Origin of the sequence: Angustibacter sp. Root456 (genome assembly GCF_001426435.1) — a bacterium.
Taxonomy (GTDB): domain Bacteria; phylum Actinomycetota; class Actinomycetes; order Actinomycetales; family Angustibacteraceae; genus Angustibacter.
The window spans coordinates 179,404-198,643 of sequence record NZ_LMER01000016.1 but is presented as its reverse complement, the minus strand read 5'-3'; the positions used below and the strand labels follow the sequence as shown (position 1 = coordinate 198,643).

The 19,240-nt window shown below is 73.0% G+C and carries 18 protein-coding genes and 1 tRNA gene; 7 read left to right on the top strand and 12 right to left on the bottom strand.

The annotated features are described in order from the left end of the window. The first annotated feature begins 1 nt into the window (after position 1). Positions 2 to 1,231, top strand: a complete 1,230-nt coding sequence (locus ASD06_RS10880; RefSeq protein ID WP_056677021.1) for an acyl-CoA dehydrogenase family protein — start codon at positions 2 to 4, stop codon at positions 1,229 to 1,231. Between the two features lie 82 nt (positions 1,232 to 1,313). Here the strand turns inward: ASD06_RS10880 and ASD06_RS10875 are convergent, their stop codons facing one another. The 4 genes from ASD06_RS10875 to ASD06_RS10860 are packed head-to-tail and all read right to left on the bottom strand — an operon-like array spanning position 1,314 to position 5,047. Further along, positions 1,314 to 2,114 carry an SDR family oxidoreductase gene (locus ASD06_RS10875; RefSeq protein ID WP_235502308.1) on the bottom strand — a complete coding sequence of 267 codons (801 nt, stop codon included), beginning with the start codon at positions 2,112 to 2,114 and terminating at the stop codon, positions 1,314 to 1,316. After that, positions 2,107 to 3,144: an NADPH:quinone oxidoreductase family protein gene (locus ASD06_RS10870; RefSeq protein ID WP_200942057.1), complete on the bottom strand. Its 1,038-nt coding sequence runs from the start codon at positions 3,142 to 3,144 to the stop codon at positions 2,107 to 2,109. Before ASD06_RS10870 ends, ASD06_RS10875 begins: the two co-directional genes overlap by 8 nt. Beyond that, complete coding sequence (locus ASD06_RS10865; RefSeq protein ID WP_056677176.1) at positions 3,141 to 3,899, bottom strand: SDR family oxidoreductase; 759 nt, start codon at positions 3,897 to 3,899, stop codon at positions 3,141 to 3,143. Before ASD06_RS10865 ends, ASD06_RS10870 begins: the two co-directional genes overlap by 4 nt. Before the next feature lie 2 nt (positions 3,900 to 3,901). Further along, positions 3,902 to 5,047, bottom strand: a complete 1,146-nt coding sequence (locus ASD06_RS10860) for an acyl-CoA dehydrogenase family protein (protein ID WP_056677018.1) — start codon at positions 5,045 to 5,047, stop codon at positions 3,902 to 3,904. A 115-nt stretch (positions 5,048 to 5,162) separates the two neighbouring features. Between ASD06_RS10860 and ASD06_RS10855 the strand changes: the two genes are divergently transcribed. From ASD06_RS10855 to ASD06_RS10845, 3 genes are all read left to right on the top strand, one after another. Continuing rightward, positions 5,163 to 5,822 (top strand): TetR/AcrR family transcriptional regulator, encoded by a 660-nt coding sequence (locus ASD06_RS10855; protein ID WP_235502307.1) that lies wholly within the window; start codon positions 5,163 to 5,165, stop codon positions 5,820 to 5,822. Next, positions 5,819 to 6,730, top strand: coding sequence for an acyl-CoA thioesterase II (locus ASD06_RS10850; protein ID WP_056677014.1), 912 nt, complete (start codon positions 5,819 to 5,821; stop codon positions 6,728 to 6,730). The genes ASD06_RS10855 and ASD06_RS10850 overlap by 4 nt, the downstream gene beginning before the upstream one ends. Positions 6,731 to 7,028: 298 nt before the next feature. Continuing rightward, a complete protein-coding gene (locus ASD06_RS10845; RefSeq protein WP_056677012.1) occupies positions 7,029 to 7,505 on the top strand; it encodes a C40 family peptidase in 477 nt (158 codons plus the stop codon). Between the two features lie 39 nt (positions 7,506 to 7,544). On the opposite strand, the gene ASD06_RS10840 is transcribed toward ASD06_RS10845, so the two are convergent. Continuing rightward, positions 7,545 to 8,288: an anti-sigma factor domain-containing protein gene (locus tag ASD06_RS10840; protein ID WP_056677008.1), complete on the bottom strand. Its 744-nt coding sequence runs from the start codon at positions 8,286 to 8,288 to the stop codon at positions 7,545 to 7,547. Beyond that, positions 8,285 to 8,839, bottom strand: a complete 555-nt coding sequence (locus tag ASD06_RS10835) for an RNA polymerase sigma factor (RefSeq protein WP_056677005.1) — start codon at positions 8,837 to 8,839, stop codon at positions 8,285 to 8,287. Before ASD06_RS10835 ends, ASD06_RS10840 begins: the two co-directional genes overlap by 4 nt. A gap of 132 nt (positions 8,840 to 8,971) precedes the next feature. Between ASD06_RS10835 and ASD06_RS10830 the strand changes: the two genes are divergently transcribed. Beyond that, entirely contained in the window at positions 8,972 to 9,652 is a 681-nt protein-coding gene (locus tag ASD06_RS10830) for a fasciclin domain-containing protein (RefSeq protein ID WP_056677002.1), read from the top strand. 80 nt (positions 9,653 to 9,732) lie between these two features. Here the strand turns inward: ASD06_RS10830 and ASD06_RS10825 are convergent, their stop codons facing one another. The 5 genes from ASD06_RS10825 to ASD06_RS10805 all read right to left on the bottom strand — a co-directional run bounded on the left by ASD06_RS10825 (position 9,733) and on the right by ASD06_RS10805 (position 16,842). Further along, complete coding sequence (locus ASD06_RS10825; RefSeq protein WP_056676999.1) at positions 9,733 to 11,079, bottom strand: DUF2254 domain-containing protein; 1,347 nt, start codon at positions 11,077 to 11,079, stop codon at positions 9,733 to 9,735. Between the two features lie 7 nt (positions 11,080 to 11,086). After that, positions 11,087 to 12,763, bottom strand: a complete 1,677-nt coding sequence (gene ettA / locus ASD06_RS10820; protein ID WP_056676994.1) for an energy-dependent translational throttle protein EttA — start codon at positions 12,761 to 12,763, stop codon at positions 11,087 to 11,089. Positions 12,764 to 12,832: 69 nt separating this feature from the next. Continuing rightward, positions 12,833 to 14,485: a GTPase gene (locus tag ASD06_RS10815; protein WP_056676991.1), complete on the bottom strand. Its 1,653-nt coding sequence runs from the start codon at positions 14,483 to 14,485 to the stop codon at positions 12,833 to 12,835. Beyond that, positions 14,482 to 16,197: a dynamin family protein gene (locus ASD06_RS10810; RefSeq protein WP_200942056.1), complete on the bottom strand. Its 1,716-nt coding sequence runs from the start codon at positions 16,195 to 16,197 to the stop codon at positions 14,482 to 14,484. The genes ASD06_RS10815 and ASD06_RS10810 overlap by 4 nt, the downstream gene beginning before the upstream one ends. A 102-nt stretch (positions 16,198 to 16,299) precedes the next feature. Then, positions 16,300 to 16,842, bottom strand: coding sequence for a hypothetical protein (locus tag ASD06_RS10805; protein WP_056676986.1), 543 nt, complete (start codon positions 16,840 to 16,842; stop codon positions 16,300 to 16,302). A 349-nt stretch (positions 16,843 to 17,191) separates the two neighbouring features. On the opposite strand from ASD06_RS10805, the gene ASD06_RS10800 reads away from it, so the two are divergent. Beyond that, positions 17,192 to 17,264 (top strand) — tRNA-Arg (locus tag ASD06_RS10800). A 105-nt stretch (positions 17,265 to 17,369) separates the two neighbouring features. Continuing rightward, positions 17,370 to 17,987 (top strand): YitT family protein, encoded by a 618-nt coding sequence (locus ASD06_RS10795; protein ID WP_200942050.1) that lies wholly within the window; start codon positions 17,370 to 17,372, stop codon positions 17,985 to 17,987. Between the two features lie 14 nt (positions 17,988 to 18,001). On the opposite strand, the gene ASD06_RS10790 is transcribed toward ASD06_RS10795, so the two are convergent. After that, entirely contained in the window at positions 18,002 to 19,180 is a 1,179-nt protein-coding gene (locus tag ASD06_RS10790; protein WP_082537934.1) for a PrsW family intramembrane metalloprotease, read from the bottom strand. Positions 19,181 to 19,240: the final 60 nt, after the last annotated feature.

Genomic DNA, 19,240 nt, shown 5'->3' with positions numbered 1-19,240 from the left:
CATGGACTTCGCGTACGACGACCGCACCCGTGAGCTGGCCGCGCGGCTGGAGCAGTTCCTGGCCGAGCACGTCTACCCGGCCGAGCCGGTGCTCGAGGAGCAGGTCGCCGCCGCGCGGGGCACCGATCGCGAGTGGTCGCGTCCCCCGGTGGTCGAGCAGCTCAAGAGCACCGCGCGCGAGCTGGGCCTGTGGAACCTCTTCCTGCCGGGCGAGCACGGCGCAGGACTCACCAACACGCAGTACGCGCCGCTCGCCGAGCTGACCGGCCGCTCGCCCTGGCTCGCACCGGAGGCACTCAACTGCGCGGCCCCCGACACCGGCAACATGGAGGTGCTGGCGGAGTTCGGCACCCGCGAGCAGCAGGAGCAGTGGCTCGAACCGTTGCTGGACGGGCGGATCCGCTCGGCGTTCTGCATGACCGAGCCGGGCGTCGCGTCATCCGACGCCACCAACATCGAGACCGCGATCCGACGCGACGGCGACGAGTACGTCATCACCGGCCGCAAGTGGTGGTCGACCGGCGCGATGGATCCGCGCGCCGAGATCTTCATCGTCATGGGGCAGTCGGCCGACCCCGACGACCCGAGCATCGACCGGCACCGCCGCCAGTCGATGATCCTCGTGCCGCGCGAGACGCCGGGTGTGCGCGTCGTCCGGGCCTTGCGAACTTTCGGGTACGACGACGCGCCGCACGGCGGTCATGCTGAGGTCGAGTTCGACGAGGTGCGCGTGCCGGCGTCCAACATGCTCAAGGGTGAGGGCGAGGGCTTCGCGATCGCTCAGGCGCGGCTCGGCCCGGGGCGCATCCACCACTGCATGCGGCTCATCGGCATGGCCGAGCGGGCGCTGGAGCTCATGTGCCGCAGGGCGAACGAGCGCGTGGCCTTCGGCCGTCCGCTGGCGCGCCAAGGGGTCGTCCGCGAGCAGATAGCGAACGCTCGCGTCGCGATCGAGCAGGCGCGGCTGCTGGTGCTGAAGACGGCCTGGCTCATGGACACCGTGGGCAACAAGGGCGCGCACACGGAGATCCAGGCCATCAAGATCGCCGTCCCGCTCATGGCCCAGCGCGTGGTCGACGACGCGATCCAGGTGCACGGCGGTGCCGGCGTCAGTCAGGACTTCCCGCTCGCCCAGCTGTGGGTCGCCGCGCGCACGCTGCGGCTCGCGGACGGCCCCGATGAGGTGCACCGCATGTCGCTCGCCCGCCGCGAGCTCGCCCGCCACCGCTAACGCCGGCAAAATCCCCGGATTTCGTCGCTTGCAGGGGTCCCAGGCGTACAAGTTCCGGGGAATTTGCCGGTAGGGCGCAGGGTCAGGGGTCCAGGCGCTGCTGGAGGCGGTTCATCGCACCGAGCCAGGCGTCGGGGTCGGCGGCCTTGGCCTGCAGGTAGCCGTGCACCTCGGGGTGCGGCAGGACGAGGAAACGCCCGTCCGCCAACGCCTCCAGCACCGCGTCTCCAACGACACCGACGTCGACGGCGTCGGCACCGAGCAGCGCGCGCCCGACTTCACCCGACGCCTCGAGCATCGGGGTGCGCACCCCTTGCGGGCACAGTGCCTGGACGACGATCCCGCGGTGGGTGTACGTCGCGCGCAGCCACTCGGCGAACGCCACGGCCGCGTGCTTGCTCACGGCGTACGGCGCGCTGCCCAGCATCGTGAGCAGGCCGGCAGCCGAGGCAGTGACGAGCAGGTGCCCGCGCCCGCGCTCGAGCCACTGCGGCAGCAGCACCTGGGCGGCCCGCACGTGGGCCAGCACGTTGACCTCGAACGAGCTCGCCCAGTCGGCCTCGGTGGCCGCGGCGTCGCCCGTCACTCCGCCTGTGGCGGCCACTCCCGCGTTGGCGCAGAACAGGTCGATCTCGCCGAGCTCGTCGCGCGCGGCCGAGACCAGGGCGGCGACGCCGTCCACCGACGCCGCGTCGCCGGGCGCGGCGACGGCACCCACCTCGCCCGCCACGGCCCGAGCCGCGTCGGCGTCGAGGTCGTTCACGACGACGCGCGCTCCCGCAGCGGCGAACCGCCGCGCCAGCTCAGCTCCGATCCCCGAGCCGCCACCGGTTACGACGACGCCCGCACCCGCCAGCTCGAGCCCGGGGCCGACGTCAGCCACGAACGACCACCACACGGCCCGTTGTCGCGCCGGAAGCCAAGCGTTGCAACGCATCTGGCACGTCGTCGGCACCGACGCGCTCGGACACCAGCGGCTCGACCAGCCCCGCGGCCACGAGCTCGTTGATGTCGTCCTGTGCCTGGCGCACGAGCTCGGGTGCGACGTCCTGGTAGCGACCCCAGTGCAGGCCGAGCACGCTGTAGTTCTTGATCAGCAGGTGGTTGGCCGCCGCCTGCGGGATGCGCCCGCTCGTGAAGCCCACGACGACGATGCGGCCCTCGAAGGCCACGACCTTCGTCGACGCCGCGAAGGCGTCGCCGCCCACTGGGTCGTAGACCACGTCGGCGCCCCGCGGGCCGCAGGCCTGCTTGAGCGCCGCGGCCAACCCGTCGGCCCCGTCGCACTGCGTGCGGTCGACCACCTCGTCGGCGCCGAGCGCCCAAGCGACCTCGGCCTTCGCCTCGCCGCCGACCACGGCGACCACGCGCGCGCCGGCCGCCTGCGCCAGCTGCACCGCCGCGCTGCCGACGCCGCCCGACGCGGCGTGCACCACCACCGTCTCCCCCGCTTGCAGCCGGGCGCGCTGGTGCAACCCGAACCAGCCGGTCTGGTAGGCGACGTACAGCGACGCGGCCCGGGCGTCGTCCAGTGCCTCGGGCGCCGCGAAGGCCGTGCGCGTGGGCAAGATGGCGTAGTCGGCGAACGCGCCGTGCGGCAGCTGTGGCATGCCGATCACCCGGTCGCCGACACCGAAGCCCTCGACCGACTCACCTACTGCCGCAACCCGCCCAACGAGCTCGATGCCCGGAGTGAAGGGCAGATCGGGCCGCAGCTGGTACTGCCCCGCGGCGAGCAGGACGTCCGGGAAGTTCAGTGCGCACGCGTCGACCTGCACCAGCAGCTCACCCGCTCCCGGCTGCGGCACAGGGACCTCGCGCCGCTCCAAGGCGTCGGACGGCGCACCGTGCCGCACCACCTGCCAGGCCCGCATGCTTCCGGGGACGGCGGCGACGTCGCCCCCGCCGCTCACCCGAGACCGCCGGACTTCGTGATGCCGCCGTCGATCACGATCGTCTGCCCGGTGACCCAGGCGGCGTCGTCCGAGAGCAGGAACGACACGGCACCGGCGACGTCCTCGGGCTCGCCCAGCCGGCCCATCGGGTAGTGCCCGGCGACGCCGGACTCGTCGTGCGAGTAGAGCATCTCGGCGAACTTCGTCTTGATGATGGCCGGCGCAACCGCGTTGACCCGCACGCGCGGCGCCAGCTCGATCGCCAGCGCCTCGGTGAGCGAGATGACGGCGGCCTTCGTGGCGCCGTAGAACGCGATCCCCGGCGCCGGCTGCACGCCAGCCACCGACGAGACGTTGACGACCGCGGTCAGCCCCGTGCCGGCCTTGACGGCCAGCTGGGTCCAGCCCAGCGTCGACACCAGGTTGGTCTCGGCGATCTTGCGCGCCGCCCCGAGGTCGAGGTCGACGAGCGGCCCGGCTACGGGGTTGATCCCCACGTTGTTGACGAGCAGGTCGAGGCCACCGAGCTCACGCACCGCGCGCTCGACGGCCTCGGCCCGGTGGTCGGGGTCGTCGGCGCGGCCGGCCACGGCGATGGCGCGGTCGGGGCCGCCGAGCGCCGTCACCGCCTCCTCGAGCGCCTCCGGCTTGCGGGCAGTGATCACCACCCGCGCACCCTCGGCGACGAGCCGTTCGGCGATGCTCAGCCCGATCCCGCGCGAGGCTCCGGTGACGATGGCGACCTTGTCGGCGAACCGGCCGTCGACGGGCACGTTCACAGCCCGAGGTCCCGGCCGATGAGCTCCTTCATGATCTCGTTCGAGCCGGCCCAGATCTTGGTGACTCGGGCGTCCCGCCACGCACGCGCCACGCGGTACTCGTTCATGTACCCGTAGCCGCCGTGCAGCTGCACGCACTCGTCGAGCACGTCGTTCTGCACCTGCGCGCTCCACCACTTGGCCTTCGCGGCGTCGGCCGCCGACAGCTCACCGGCGGCGTGCGCCAGCACGCACTGGTCGACGAACGCCTGCGTGACGTCAATCTGCGTCTTCAGCTCTGCGACCTTGAACTTGTTGTGCTGGAACGATCCCACCGGCTGACCGAAGGCGTGCCGCTGCTTCACGTACTCGATCGTCTCGTCGAGGATCTGTGAGGCGTGCGCCGTGTTGGCGATGGCGGCGCCGACCCGCTCCTGCACGAGCCGCTCCATCATCGCGATGAAGCCCCTGCCCTCGGGCCCGATGCGCAGCGCGTCGGGCACCCGCACGTTGTCGAAGAACAGCTCGGCGGTGTCGGACTCGGTCTGCCCGACCTTGTCGAGCTTGCGGCCGCGGGTGAAGCCCTCCATGCCGGCCTCGACGCCGAACAGCGTGATGCCCTTGGCCCCCTTGCTGGGGTCGGTGCGAGCGGCGACGATCACCAGGTCGGCACTGAACCCGTTGGTGATGAACGTCTTCGAGCCGTTGAGGATCCAGCCGTCGCCGTCGCGCACCGCCGTCGTCTTGAGCGCCGCGAGGTCCGAGCCGCCGCTGGGCTCGGTCATCGCGATGGCGCACAGCAGCTCACCGGTGCAGAACCGCGGCAGCCAGCGCTCCTTCTGCTCGTCGGTCGTGAGCTCGACGAGGTACGGCGCGCACACGCTCGAGTGGATGCCCACGCAGGACGAGATGGACGCCGAGACGCGCGAGATCTCCTCGGCCACCACGACGCCGAACAGGTAGTCCTCGCTGCCGCCGCCACCCCACTCGTCAGGCACGTGCAGGCCGAGCAGGCCCTGCTTGCCGGCCTCGAGCCAGAACTCGCGCGGCAGGCCGCGGTTCTCGATGAACTCGTCCATGTGCGGCACCACGTGGCGCTGCAGGAACTCGCGGGCCGTGGCGCGCAGCGCCTCGTGCTCCGGGCCGAACAGGGTGCGTCGCACCGGGGACCTCCTCGACGGGTGACTAAGCGCTTGCTCACCTGCTAGCGTCCCGAGGCGTCAGCACGCTGTCAAGCGTCCCCTGCTCGCGAACCGCGCCGCAGCCGAAGGAGCCGCCGTGAGCGCCGCACCCCTCGCCGTCGACGCCTTCGCCGGGATGCCCGACACCGCCCGGCGCATCGTCGACGCCGCGATCGAGACCTTCGCCGAGCGCGGCTACCACGCGACGACGACCCGCGACATCGCCCTCGGCGCCGGCCTGTCGCCCGCCGGCCTCTACGTGCACTACCCCAGCAAGGCTGCCGTGCTCGCGCAGGTCAGCCTGCTCGGCCACGACGCCGCCCTGCAGCTCGTCCAGACGGCGCTGGCGGACGACGCCGAGCCGTCGTCCGCGGCCCGGCTGCGCACCTGCGTCGAGACGTTCACCGCCTGGCACGCGCTGCACCACAAGGTCGCTCGCGTCGTCCAGTACGAGCTCGGTGCTCTCGCCCCCGACGACCTCGCCCAGGTGGCCCAGCGGCGCCGCGCGATCGAGTCGCTCGTGGAGGGCGAGGTGCGCCGCGGCGTCGAGCGCGGCGAGCTGTCGGTCGGCGACCCGCACGGCGTCACGCGCGCCGTCCTGTCACTGTGCATCGACGTCGCCCGCTGGTACGACCCGGCCGGGCGGGAGTCGCCGCAGGACGTCGCAAGCCTCTACGGCAGTCTGGTGCTGCGCATGCTGGGCGCCGCACCCCAGGACGCCGCACCCGCCCGACCCGCACCTCCGGAGGACCAGTGAGCGAGCACACCGCCGACACCGACAGCGTGCCCGACGGCGCCGCGTTGCTGCGTGGTTTGCTCGGCGTCCTCGACCTGCGCGACGCCGGCACTGACGACCGCGGGCAGGATCTCTTCGTCGGCGACAGCCAGCCCCAGCCGCACGGCCGGGTCTTCGGCGGCCAGGTGCTGGGCCAGACCCTCGTGGCGGCCGGACGCACGGTGCAGGCGGGGCGCCCGGTGCACTCGATGCACGGCTACTTCCTGCGCCCCGGCGACTCGAACGAGCCGATCACCTTCGCCGTCGAGCGGCTGCGGGACGGGCGGTCGTTCAGCGCCCGGCGCGTGCACGCCATCCAGTTCGACCAGCCGATCCTGTCGATGATCGCCTCGTTCCAGGACCCCTCCCCCGGACTCGACCACCAGGACGTCATGCCCGACGTCCCGGCCCCCGAGGACCTGCCCACCACGGCCGAGATCATGGGCCACATCGACCACCCCGTGGCGCAGTACTGGGCGCGGGCCCGGCCGATGGACCTGCGCCACGTCGACGCGCCCGTCTACTGGCAGGCCGACCCCGACCGCCGCGCCACCAACGCCGTGTGGATGCGGACGCCGGCCCCCATGCCGGACGACCCGCTGCTGCACCGGGCAGTGCTGGGCTACGCCAGCGACTACACCCTGCTGGAGTCGGCGCTGCGCCGCCACGGCGTCACCTGGGCCACGAAGGGCCTGAAGGCCGCGAGCCTCGACCACGCCATGTGGTGGCACCGCGACGTGCGCGTCGACGAGTGGCTGCTCTACGTGCAGGCCAGCCCGTCGGCGAGCGGCGCGCGCGGCCTCGGCACCGGGCGCATCTTCAGCCGCGACGGCCGGCTCGTCGCCACCGTGGCGCAGGAGGGGATGCTGCGCGTACCGCAGCCGGCGTGAGCCAGGTCACCTGAAATCACCACTTCAGGCCCCGCCGAAAGGCCCCGATGCCATACTGAAGCCCTCGCCGCAACGGCGGGGCGCCTGACACTTCGCCGAGTCCTGCCACGGTGTCAGGGACGTCGACCCTGACGCGTTGGTGGCAGGAACGGAGCGCCCAAGCACTGCGGGTCGCCGGCTCAGCCGAGCGGCCCTTGGGGGTAAGGACGTCCGCCGTCGCACGCGACGGTCGACGGACCGGGGAACAGGTCCCCGACCCCGACAGGTCCCGCTTCGCAGGCGATGACCTGGAGCTGTCATGACCGCGACTGCGCGTTCGCTTCACCCTGTCCTCGTCCGCCTGATGGCCGTGCTCACGCTCGCTGCGGCCGTCCTCGTCCCCCAGCTGGCCGAGGCGCCGGCCGCCAGCGCCGCCGTCCCGACCGTGGTGGGCCTGCGCGCCGTCCACGTCGCCGCCACCCGCAAGGGTGCGGTCTACCGCCTGGGGTCGCAGGGCCCGCACGCCTTCGACTGCTCCGGGCTCACCCGGTGGTCGTACGCCCGCATCGGCAAGCGCCTGCCGCGCACGGCCCAGCAGCAGTGGGCGGCGACCGCGCACATCCGCGCGTCGTCTCGCCGGCCCGGCGACCTGGTGTTCTTCTTCTCCGGCCGGCACGTCTACCACGTGGCGATGTACGCCGGCCACGGCTACATCTGGCACGCGCCCAAGCCGGGCTCGCGGGTCAAGCACGTCAAGCTCTGGACCTCGCACGTGCGGTACGGCCGCGTGCGCTGAGCAACCGCCGCCGAGCCGGGCGCGCTCGTCGCGCCCGACTCAGTAGGTGGCGCGCAGCACCGACGTCGCCGAGTGCCGCGGGTCGCCGTTGTCGTCCTGCAGGCTGATGTCGACGGCGTGGTAGCGGGCGACGATGTCGTCCGACACCTCGAACTGGTTGGCGCCGCCGGCCGACACCAGGCCCAGCGGCAGCATCTTGTTGGTCTGCGGGTCGAACAGCCAGGCGTAGTAGAACCGGCCCGGGCCGGCCGGCGCGAGACCCGACGTCGTGATCTGCATGCGGGTGCGCGGTACCGCCTCCGATGCCGGCTCGTCGGCCATCGTCACCTCGCCGGACGCCGTCGCTGCACTCACCGGCTGCAAGGTCACCGACCGCACGGCGGCTGGTGGGCGTGCCGGAGTGCCCGAGAGTCCTCGCCACCCGACGACGGTCCCGACGCCGGCCCCGAGAACGACCACCGCGGCCACCGCGGCCGCTACCCAGCGCGGACGGCGCAGCGAGCGTCGCGGCAGCTCGAGCGGCGGCAGGGCGGCCTCCGCACCCGCCGGTGGCCCCGAGACCCGCAGCGGACTTCGCAGCGTGCGCGCCGCGGCGGTCAGCGCAGCGTGCGCGGCCACCGTGTCGACCAGCGCGAGGCGGGCGTCGCCCGACCCGCGCAACCGCTCGACGGCGACCGCCAGCTCCTCACGCGACAGCTCGCCGCGCAGCAGGCCGGTCAGCTCGTCGCCGTCCGTCCCATCGCCGTCGTAGTCGTAGTCGTTCTCGAAACCCCCGTCGTTCATGACACCTCACCACCTCTGCCGTCCAGGGCCCCCACCGGGGCGACCAGCTCTGCCAACGCCTTCGTGCCTCGCGCCATCCGCGCCTTCACCGTGCCGAGCGGCACGTCCAGGACAGTGGCGATGTCGCGCTGCGTGAGGTCGTCGAAGTACGCCATCTCCAGCACCTGCCGCTGGTGCGCCGGCAGCCGGGCGAGCGCCGAGCGCAGGTCCGCCGCCCAGGCGAACCGCTCGGCCACCTCACGCCCGTCGTCGCCCACCAGGTCCCGCAGGACGTCGACGCTCACCACCCCCGGACGCCGCGCCCGCAGGGTGTCGATCGCCCGGCGCCGGGCGATGGTGAACACCCAGCCGCTCAGGCTCTGCCGCGGGTCATAGCGCTTGGCGCCGCGCCAGACGTCGAGGAAGGTGCGCTGCAGCACGTCCTCGGCGTCGTCCGGCCCGACGTGGCGGCGCAGGTAGACCAGCACCGTCGGCGCGATCGAGGCGTAGCACTCCTCGAGTGCTGCCTCGTCGCCGGCGGCCAACCGGGCACCCAGAGGGTCGACGTCCACGCTCTCACTTCGTAGCCGACCCCCGAAACGGTTGCCCGACGTGGGAACCGATTCAGTGCAACCGTCGCCGGGCGAGACGGCGAAGTGTGGGGCGTCCTGCTCACCCCTGCTGACCCTGCACCAGGAGGAACCATGACCAGCACCACCACCGCCGGCCGGCGCGGTCGTCGCGGCTTGCGCCGCACCGTGATCGCGCTCGTGACCGGGGCCGTCGCCGCGACCTCGGCGATCGCCGCCGCCCCAGCCGCCAGCGCCGCCACGCCGACCGGCACGCGCAGCCTGGCCACGGTGCTCGCCGCCGACGGCCACGCGTTCGACCGCAACTGGTACGACTTCGACATCGTGGACGCTGCGGTCGCGGCCGTCCTGAAGGCCAAGCCGAGCAGCCCGGTGAGCGTGCTGGCCGACGGCTCGGTGCCGCTCACGGCGTTCCTGCCCAACGACCGGGCGTTCCAGGTGCTGGCCGCGGACGTGACCCACCGCTGGTACCGCTCGGAGAGCCAGGTCTTCACCGCGGTCGCGGGCCTCGGTATCGACACCGTCGAGCAGGTGCTGCTCTACCACGTCGTGCCGGGCGCGACGATCACCTCGCGCCAGGCGCTTCGTTCGGACGGTGCGGAGCTGCAGACGGCGCTGCCAGGCGCGACCTTCAGGGTCGACGTCCTCAGCCGGTGGTTCCCGATCGTGCGGCTCGTCGACAACGACCGCAACGACATCAACCCGTTCCTGGTGCCCAGCAAGCTCGACCTGAACGCGGGGAACGTCCAGATCGCGCACGGCATCTCGTTCGTCCTGCGGCCGGCCGACCTCTGACGGCGGCCGGACGGCGGCCGGACGGCGGCCGCTGGGGCACCCTGCTGCCATAGGTTGGCGGCGGGGTGCCCCCGCGGCGCTCACGGTCGAGCAGGCACCGCGGCGAGCACCTGCTCGGCGCGCTCGGTGACGAGCTGGACGTCGCGCGAGGCGACCGCCTCGCGGGCGAAGGTGTCAGCCAGCAGCCGTACCTGCGTGCGCAGACGCTCGCGGACGTCGGACGACTCGGCCCGCACGCCGACCGCCTGGGCGAGGTCGAGCGTGCGCAACAGCACCCCAGGTGCGCCGAGCGCGTACGTCCGCATGGCGTCCATCACCTGGTCGACGAGCTCGGCGAGCGTCACCGGCTCGGCCACGACGCGCAGCCGACCCTGGTCGTCGTAGCGCCGAGCGGACGGCGTCGGGCGCGCTGCCATGAGAGCCAAGCCGACGGTGAGGTCGTCCAGGGCGTTCTGCGCGGTGAACGGGTCGTTGGTGCCTGGCGACAGCGCCCTGACCGCCAGCTCCACGAGCTGCTGCACCGCGAAGGCGACGTCCTGGTACGGCGTGCGGTTGCGGCCCACGGTCACCGCCCGCTGCACCGCTGACGCCAGCTCGTCCGAGCGGGCCTCGTCGCACGCCGGCCAGATCCGCGCCACGGTGTCATCCGCGAGCACGTGGTCGCCCGGGCGCACGGTCAGCACGACGACCCGGTCGTGGTCCTGCCCGAGCCGCAGCAGGTGCGCGAGGTCGACGGCCGCGACGTAGCCCGCGTCCCCGGCCTCGACGGGCGTGGTCGCCGACAGGTCGCCCGGCAGGTCTGCGGCCCGGTCCGCACTCTCGCCGTCCGCCACCGCCGCGACGTCACGACCGGTCTGGGCCGGGTACATCCGCTCGACCGTCTCGCGCAGCTCCTGCCGCACCCGCCCCGAGAGCGTCGCCACCTGGATCGAGTCGCTGATGTGGTGGATGAAGTACACGAGGACGGCGACGCACACCACGGCCAGGACGACGGCGACGGTCACCGCCAGGTGCGGCACGAAGGCCGTGCGATCGCCCGAGTCGCCGCTCGACCGCACGGTGCGCAGCACGATGAGCGCGTACAGGAAGGTCGCGAGGAAGGTGCCGAGCACCACCTGGTTGCCGCGATCGCCCATGAAGTTGCGCACCAGCCGTGGCCCGTAGCTCGACGACGTCAGCGCGAGCACCGCCATGGTGATCGAGAACATCGTGCCCGCCACGCTGAGCATCGACGCCGCGACCGCGCCGAGCAGGTCGCGGCTGCCGCTCGCACCGGCCTCGTTCAGCACCGAAGCGACGAACGTGTCACCGAGATCGACGTGACGATCGAGGCCGAGGACGACCTCGGCGAGCACCACCGCGCCGACGCACAGCAGCGCCGGCACGACCCAGAAGGAGTCACGCAGCCGCAGCCAGAGGCCGACCACCGTCGCGTCAGTCGCGGGTGAGCTTGCGGTACGTCACCCGGTGCGGGCGCGCGGCGTCGGCGCCGAGACGCTCGACCTTGTTGGCCTCGTAGGACTCGAAGTTGCCCTCGAACCAGTACCACTTGGCGGGGTCCTCGTCGTCGCCCTCGTAGGCGAGGATGTGCGTCGCGACGCGGTCGAGGAACCACCGGTCGTGGCTGACGACCACGGCGCAGCCCGGGAAGTCCAGCAGCGCGTTCTCGAGGGAGCCCAGCGTCTCGACGTCCAGGTCGTTCGTCGGCTCGTCGAGCAGCAGCAGGTTGCCGCCCTGCTTGAGGGTGAGCGCGAGGTTCAGCCGGTTGCGCTCACCGCCGGAGAGCACTCCGGCGGCCTTCTGCTGGTCGGGGCCCTTGAAGCCGAACGTCGACACGTAGGCACGCGACGGGATCTCGGTGTTGCCGACCTTGATGTAGTCGAGGCCGTCGCTGACGACCTCCCACACGTTCTTCTTCGGGTCGATGCCCCCGCGGCTCTGGTCGACGTACGAGATCTTCACCGTCTCGCCGACCTTCAGGTCGCCGCTGTCGATCGGCTCGAAGCCGACGATCGTCTTGAACAGCGTCGTCTTACCCACGCCGTTCGGTCCGATGACACCGACGATTCCGTTGCGCGGCAACGAGAAGGAGAGGTTGTCGATCAGGAGGCGGTCGCCGAACCCCTTGCGCAGGTCCTGCGCCTCGATGACCACGCTGCCCAGGCGCGGGCCCGGTGGGATCTGGATCTCCTCGAAGTCCAGCTTCCTCGTGCGCTCGGCCTCGGCGGCCATCTCCTCGTACCGCGCGAGGCGGGCCTTGGACTTGGTCTGGCGCCCCTTGGCGTTCGAGCGCACCCACTCCAGCTCGTCCTTGAGTCGCTTGGCGAGCTTGGCGTCCTTCTTGCCCTGGACCTGCAGGCGCTCCTGCTTCTTCTCCAGGTACGTCGAGTAGTTGCCCTCGTAGGGGTAGAGGCGGCCGCGGTCGACCTCGGCGATCCACTGCGCGACGTTGTCGAGGAAGTACCGGTCGTGGGTCACGGCCAGGACGGCGCCGTGGTAGGCGGCGAGGTGCTGCTCGAGCCACTGCACGCTCTCGGCGTCGAGGTGGTTGGTGGGCTCGTCGAGCAGCAGCAGGTCGGGCTTCTGCAGCAGCAGCTTGCACAGCGCGACGCGACGGCGCTCACCACCCGAGAGCACCTTGACGTCGGCGTCCGGCGGCGGGCAGCGCAGGGCGTCCATCGCCTGCTCGAGCTGGCTGTCGAGGTCCCAGGCGTCAGCGGTGTCGATGACCTCCTGGAGCTTGCCCATCTCCTCCATCAGCTCGTCGGAGTAGTTCTCGGCCATCTCGGCGGCGATCTCGTTGTAGCGGTCGAGCGCGGCCTTGATCTCGCCGGCGCCCTCCTCGACGTTGCCGAGCACCGTCTTGTCCTCGTTGAGCGGCGGCTCCTGCAGCAGGATGCCCACGGTGTAGCCGGGGCTCAGGCGGGCCTCGCCGTTCGACGGCTGGTCGAGCCCGGCCATGATCTTCAGGATCGTCGACTTGCCGGCGCCGTTCGGGCCGACGACGCCGATCTTCGCGCCGGGGTAGAACGACATCGTGACGTCATCGAGGATGACCTTGTCGCCGTGCGCCTTGCGCGCCTTGGTCATGGTGTAGATGAACTCGGCCATGGGCTCAAGGCTATCTGCCTGCGGGGTGTGCCCCCGACCGTGACGGCCGCCAGCGCCCCGGACGCCGGGTCAGGGCGTCACGCGGGCGAGCGCCTCGCGGGTGGCGCGGTGGTCGGCCAGCACCTGCTCCACCGGCCCGAGCACCTGCTGGCGCCCCACTGCCGCAACGGCATCGCGCAACCCGCGCCGCACCTGGGCGGCGCGGCGCCGCCCCGACGAGCGCGCGACAGCGCGCACCACCACGCCGATGACGAAGCCGAGCAGCAGCCCACCCACGAGCAGCAGCGTCGGCCACGGCAGCGGCCCGAGCGACGGCGTCGACGGCTCGGGCAGGCGCAGCCAGCCCATCACGGCAAGCGCCACCAGCCACACCAGCCCCACCACCGCGGCCACCGCGAGCAGCACCTGGAGCGCCCCGACCACCCGCCACCACAGCGGACGCCGGGCCGTGAGGTCGACCTGCACCACGGCCTGGTCGAGCGCGTCGGCGAGGTCGTCGGGGGCCGGCTGCGCGGCCGCGCGCACGGCGTCGGCCCAGCGGTCGGGCAGGCCGTCGGCGGCCGCGTCGGCGACCCGGCGCGTCGCGATCTCGACGCGCGAGCGCTGCGCCGGTGTCGGCGCGGGCAGCGACGAGCGCTGCAGAGCGCCGGCGAGGTCGACGCCGTCGTCCTCGTGGCCGCTGCCAGAGCGTCCCAGCCGCAGGCGCCGCAACGGGTCCGGCGTCAGGCGCCCGGCCCAGCGGGTCACCGGCCACCCCGCCGCAGCGGTGGCCCGGCGCACGTGGTCGCGTTCGACGGCGCGCACCACGGTCTCGACGCCGGCCGCGTCGGCGAGTGCGTCGACCAGCCCGGTCTGCTCGGCCAGCCGTGACGGGTCGGCCTCGCTATCGCTCACGTCGTGCCGCAGCTCGCGCGCCGCGGCGTGCAGGTCGGCGGCCAGCCGCTCGCGCCACGCGGTGCGCCGTCCGACCGCACCGGCCAGCAGCTGGCGCAGGCCCACGACCCCGACACCGGTGGCGGCCGACGTCGCCACCACCTCGACGCCGGTGAGGCCGTCGGCCACCAGCAGGCGCTCGAGGTCGCGCAGGCAGGCGATGAGCTCCTTGGGCGCGAGCCGGTCGGCGTGGTTCAGCACCACCACGACCACCGCGTCGTGCCCGGCCAGCCGCGCGAGGTAGCGGCGGTGCATGGCGGCGTCGGCGTACTTCTGCGGGTCGGTGACCCAGACCAGCACGTCGACGAGCTCGACCAGCCGGTCGACCTCCAGTCGGTGCGCGACCTCGGTGGAGTCGTGGTCAGGAAGGTCGAGCAGCACGAGCCCGTGCAGGTCGTCGTCGCCGGCGTCCAGCGCGCTCTCCCGGCTCACGCGGTGCTGGCGCGGCACGCCCAGCCACTCGAGCAGGGCGTCGGCCCCCTCGGCGCCCCAGACGCACGCCGAAGCCACCGACGTCGTCGGACGCCGCGCGCCGACCGTCGCGATGTCGAGCCGGGTCAGGGCGTTGAACAGGCTCGACTTGCCGCTGCCCGTGGCACCCGCGAGCGCCACGACGGTGTGGTCTGCGCTGAGGCGCACCCGCTCGTCGACCTTGCCGACGAGCGTGCGCGCGCGGCGGGCCGCGGCGACGTCCAGGCGATGGCCTCCGGCGTCGAGGGCCTGCGTGAGCGCGCCGGCCTGCGCCGCGACGTCGACACCAGCGCCATCGCCCCGAGTCCGTCGGATCACTGCGCGGCCTCCAGGTCGTGCTGCAGCTCGCGCAGTCGCGCGACGTCGAGGCCCGGCTCGAGCGCGTCGAGGGCCTCGGTGAAGCGCTGACGGTCGGTGTCGAGCAGCGCGCGGGCCCGCTGCAGCAGCTCGGCCTCCGCCTTGGCGGCGAGCGAGCGCACCGCCTGGTCGCCGAACACCGCCTCGAGCAACCGCTGCGCGACCACGGCGGTGCCGCCCGCGATGCCCACCTCGGCGCCGGAGAGCCCGAGGCTCTGGCTGAAGACGACGAGCATGAGCAGCACGCCCACGGAGTTGACGCCGAACGACAGGGACCGTGCGGTGGTGCGCCGGTCGGCGCCCTCGTGCGTGACGAGCTCCAGGACGTAGCGCTGCCAGTCGCGCACGGTGCGCGCCGCGCGCTCGTCGAGGCCGGGTGCGGGCTCGGCGAGGTCGCGGTGCTCTTCGGCGAGCGGGCGACCGCCGTCGAGCGAGCGCCACCGCTGCCACGCGTCGCGCGCCGCGAGCTGGGCCTGGGCCACGAGCAGGCTCTGGACGCCGGTCTGCAGCGCCTCGCCGATCTCGTCCGCCGGCGCGGGGCGACCGCGCAGCGCCGACACGACGCGGTCGCGTAGCCGGCCGACCGCGGCCTCCAGGGTGCGGAACAGCTCGCCGGTGCCGACGAACTCCTGCCAGCGCGCGAGCACCTCCCCGCGCAGCAGCGAGCCGTCCGACAGGCCCTGCTCGATCTTGCGGTAGGCGTGGGCGTAGGTCTCCTCGACCTCGCGTTCGAGGGCCGCGCGTGCGTCGTCCTGGCTCTGCGCCGCCTCGACCAGCGTCGCCAGCCGGGCGTCCAGCGCGCCCAGCGCACCGGTGAGGGTGCGCCGCACCACCACCTGACGCGCCTGGGAGTCGCGCGCCAGCGCCACGAGCCACGACCGCACCGGGCGCACCACCTCAGGAGCCAGCAGGCCGTCGTCCGTGGTGGTCTCGGGGATGGTGAACAGCGGTGTCGTCGTCAGGCCCCGCTCACGCAGCATCTGCGCGAGGTGAGTGCGCACCTCCTGCATGGCCTCCGGCGGCACGCGGTCGAGCACCACGGCCACCGACGCGCCGCGCTCGGACGCGCCGAGCAGCAGGTCCCACGGCACGGCGTCGGCGTAGCGGGCCGCCGTGGTGACGAACAGCCAGAGGTCGGCGGCGGCCAGCAGCTGCGCGGCGAGCTCGCGGTTGGCGGTGACGACCGAGTCGATGTCGGGGGCGTCGAGCAGCGCCAGACCGGCGGGCAGCGCGTCGCTCGCAGCGAGCCGGACGGCGGTGATGCGCCGGTCGTCGCCGCGGTCTGGCTCTGGCTCGTCGCCGGTGACGCGCACGAGCGAGGCGAGCACGCGGTCGCCCTCGAACGCCGCCGCGTCGTCCGGGTGGTGCACCAGCACGGGCGAGCGCGTGGTGGGTCGCAGCACTCCGCTGCGAGTGACGTGCGCGCCGAGCACCGAGTTCACCAGCGTCGACTTGCCCGCACCCGTGGAGCCGCCGACGACCGCGAGCAGCGGCGCGTCGAGCGAGCGCAGCCGGGGCAGCACGTAGTCGTCGAGCTGGTCGACCAGCGCGCGGCGCTCGGCTCGCGCGCGATCGGCGGTCTCGACGTCCAGCGGGAAGGTGAGGTCGCGCAGCCCCGCACGCAGCCCCTCGACGGCTGACAGCAGCGCGTCGGGCTGCATCTGGGGCTTCACGGTGCCCTAGCCTGCCGCCTCAGCGCGTGGTCCACCAACTCGGCGCGCGCACGTCCGAGCACGCAGCGTGCCCAGACGTGCGCGACCGACCTGGTGGACCGCTCAGATAGTGGTGCAGCGCAGCGTGGCCGCGAGGCTGCGGACCTCGGCCCGGATCGCGGCACGCTGGGCCTTGGTGGGGCGCTGGGTGAACGCGCGGCGCACGTCGGCGATCTCGTCGAGCAGCGCCCGGCGCTCGGCGCGGGTGAGGCGGCCGGCGACGAACTCGGCGCGCAGGGCCGCCAGCTCGCTGCGGATCGCGGTGCGCTCCTCCGGTGTCGCCGCAGCGTGCAGCTTCTTCACGAGCGCGACGTACTCGGCGCGCTTGGCCTTGCGCTCGGCCGCCGTCAGGTGGCCATCACGCAGGGCCTTGCGCAGCTCGGCCGTGGCGGCGTGCAGCGCAATGCGCTCGGACGCTGTGAGGTGGTGGCCGGCGAGCTGGCGCTGCAGGGCGTGCACCTGGTCGATCGTGGCGGCGCGCTGGGCCGCGGTGATGGTGCACGGCTTCCGGTGAGCCGCCTGCGCCGGGACTGCGGTGAGGGCCACCGGGGCGGCGACGAGAGCGGTGGTGACGAGGGCAGCGGCGCCGTGGCGCAGGGAGAACATGGAACGGGGCTCCTTGGGGATCGCGAGGTGATGATCGGTCCGGCCCCCGAGGCCGCCGACCCCCGCTGCTGGAGGCCGCACACAGACGCAATCCGGACATCGACGGTCGGACCCCAGAACTTGAGCCCTCCCGCTGCGCCGGCCCCACACCGCCGTCCCACCTCCCCCGCCGTCCCACCTCCCCCGCCGCCCCACCTCCCGTTGATCACGTTATGTGGGCGACACTCCGCTTGCCGAGGGTTGCAACCCTCGGGAACCGACCGCAACCCTGCTTAACGTGATCAACATCAAGGGGGTGGGCACGCCGTAGGATCGGGCACGGTCAGGAGCGCTTCCGCCGCCTGCCCAGGCGCCCGTAGCTCAACGGATAGAGCAGCGGCCTTCTAATCCGCCGGTTGCAGGTTCGAGTCCTGCCGGGCGCGCCCGCACTGAGCATTTTGAGTCCGGCACCGGCTTGTTGCGTGCAGAGTGCTCAGCCAGATTACCGACAGTTGCTCAGTCTGCCGAGTCGGTCGCACCATGACGAGGTGGTCAGCCAGCCGGTGAGCGCCGCCCCGCCGCACTCGCGCGTGGACGACGTCGCCGGCCTGCTCACCGGGGTGCTCCTGGCGTCTCTCGGGCTGGCGCTGCTGCGCGCCAGCGGCGCCGTCACCGGTGGCACCGCCGGTGCGAGCCTCGCCCTCGCGCGCGTGCTGCCGATGCCCTTCGGCGCCGTCTTCGTGGGCGTCACCGTGCCGTTCATGCTGCTCGCGGCGCGGCGCAAGGGCTGGGCGTTCACCGGGCGCTCGGTGGTCGCCGTCGCCTTGGTGTCGGCGCTGTCTCAGCTGCACCCGCAGCTGCTCGCAGTCACCCGCGTCGCACCGCTGTACGGCGTGGTCGCCGGCAACCTCGCGCTCGGCCTGGCGATCCTCATCCTGTTCCGCCACGGCTCGAGCCTGGGCGGGTTCAACGTCGTGGCCCTGCTCGCGCAGGAACGCCGCGGCTGGCGCGCCGGCTACGTGCAGCTCGCGCTCGACGGCTGCGTCGTGGCGGCGTCCGCCCTCGTGACCCCGGCCGGCACGGTGCTGTCGTCCGCGCTCGGCGCAGTGGTGCTCAATCTCGTGCTGGCCATGAACCACCGGCCAGGACGCTACCTCGGCGCCTGAGCCTGCCCGATCGCCTACGCGACGCCGGCCGCGCCGACGAAGCCGTACCGGTGCGCGGTGACCTGCGCGAGCAGGCTGCGCTCGATCTGCTGCGCCTCCTGGCTGAGCGCCGCGCGCGTGGCCCGGTCGCGGGCGAAGGCGAGCTCGGTGGCCGCGGCCTGGAACGCCCGCATCGACGCGCGCCCCCGGCTGCCCCCCACCGTGAACGCCCAGGTGCGTGCGCGCCGACGCTCCGACAGCGAGCCGAGCATCTCGACCTCCCCGGGAGTGAACCAGCCGCTCGCCACGTACACCTGCAGGTGCTGGCGGATCAGCCGTGCCTCGCGGCGTCGCGCCCAGAGCGCGAAGCCCACGGCGGCCGCGAAGATCGGGATCTGCACCACCACGTAGACGCCGATGAATCCGCGCAGGCCGGCCACCGCGCTGAGGTTCCACAGGCTGTGCAGCGCGACGGCGACCAGCAGGCCCACCACCGGCGCCACGAGCCGCACCCAAGCCCGCCGGGTGCGCGAGGCGATGCCCAGCCCGATCCCCGTGGCCATGGTGAACATCGGGTGCGCGAACGGCGCGAACACACCGCGCAGCACGAACGTGACGGCGAGCCCGGCCGTGCCGTTCTCCTGCAGCGAGCGCCCGAGGTACAGCACGTTCTCGGTGAAGGCGAAGCCCAGGCCGGCCAGCCCGGCGTACACGATGCCGTCGACGATGCCGTCGAACTCCCGTCGGCGCCACAGCAGGATGATGAGGACGGCCAGGCCCTTGCTGATCTCCTCGACCCACGGCGCGACGAACACCGCGGCCGTCGAGATGTCGCCGCCGTAGCGCGTCAGCGCGGCGAGGGAGTACGAGTTGATGATCAGGGCGATGAACGTCGCCACGACGGCTCCCCACCCGAAGGCGAAGAGCAGCTGGCCGGTGGGTTCGGCCTCCAGCCGGTCGAGCCACAGCAGCGCGGGCAGCACGATGCACACCGGCACGAGCGCGAACACGAAGCCCGCCACGAAGCCCGTGACGCCGGTATCGGTGCCGATGAGCAGGAGCACCAGCAGCAGGCAGGCTGCCATCACGAGCACGGCGAGCGTCACGAGCAGGATGCGTCCCATGCTCGAGCGGGCCGTGCGGCGTCCGGCGGACGGCGGCACGACCGACGCCGCGGACGGGACGGTCGACCAGCCGGGCGTCGAGGTGCTCATGCCCGCAGAGGCTAGCCAGGCCCGGCCGCACCTGTCGCGGCCAGCGCGCCGCGAACGACG

Coding starts and splice junctions, on each gene's coding strand:
- ASD06_RS10805 (WP_056676986.1), bottom strand. CDS start 16,842: ATGTTCTCCCTGCGCCACGGCGCCGCTGCCCTCGTCACCACCGCTCTC.
- ASD06_RS10790 (WP_082537934.1), bottom strand. CDS start 19,180: ATGAGCACCTCGACGCCCGGCTGGTCGACCGTCCCGTCCGCGGCGTCG.
- ettA (WP_056676994.1), bottom strand. CDS start 12,763: ATGGCCGAGTTCATCTACACCATGACCAAGGCGCGCAAGGCGCACGGC.
- ASD06_RS10880 (WP_056677021.1), top strand. CDS start 2: ATGGACTTCGCGTACGACGACCGCACCCGTGAGCTGGCCGCGCGGCTG.
- ASD06_RS10830 (WP_056677002.1), top strand. CDS start 8,972: ATGACCAGCACCACCACCGCCGGCCGGCGCGGTCGTCGCGGCTTGCGC.
- ASD06_RS10845 (WP_056677012.1), top strand. CDS start 7,029: ATGACCGCGACTGCGCGTTCGCTTCACCCTGTCCTCGTCCGCCTGATG.
- ASD06_RS10840 (WP_056677008.1), bottom strand. CDS start 8,288: ATGAACGACGGGGGTTTCGAGAACGACTACGACTACGACGGCGATGGG.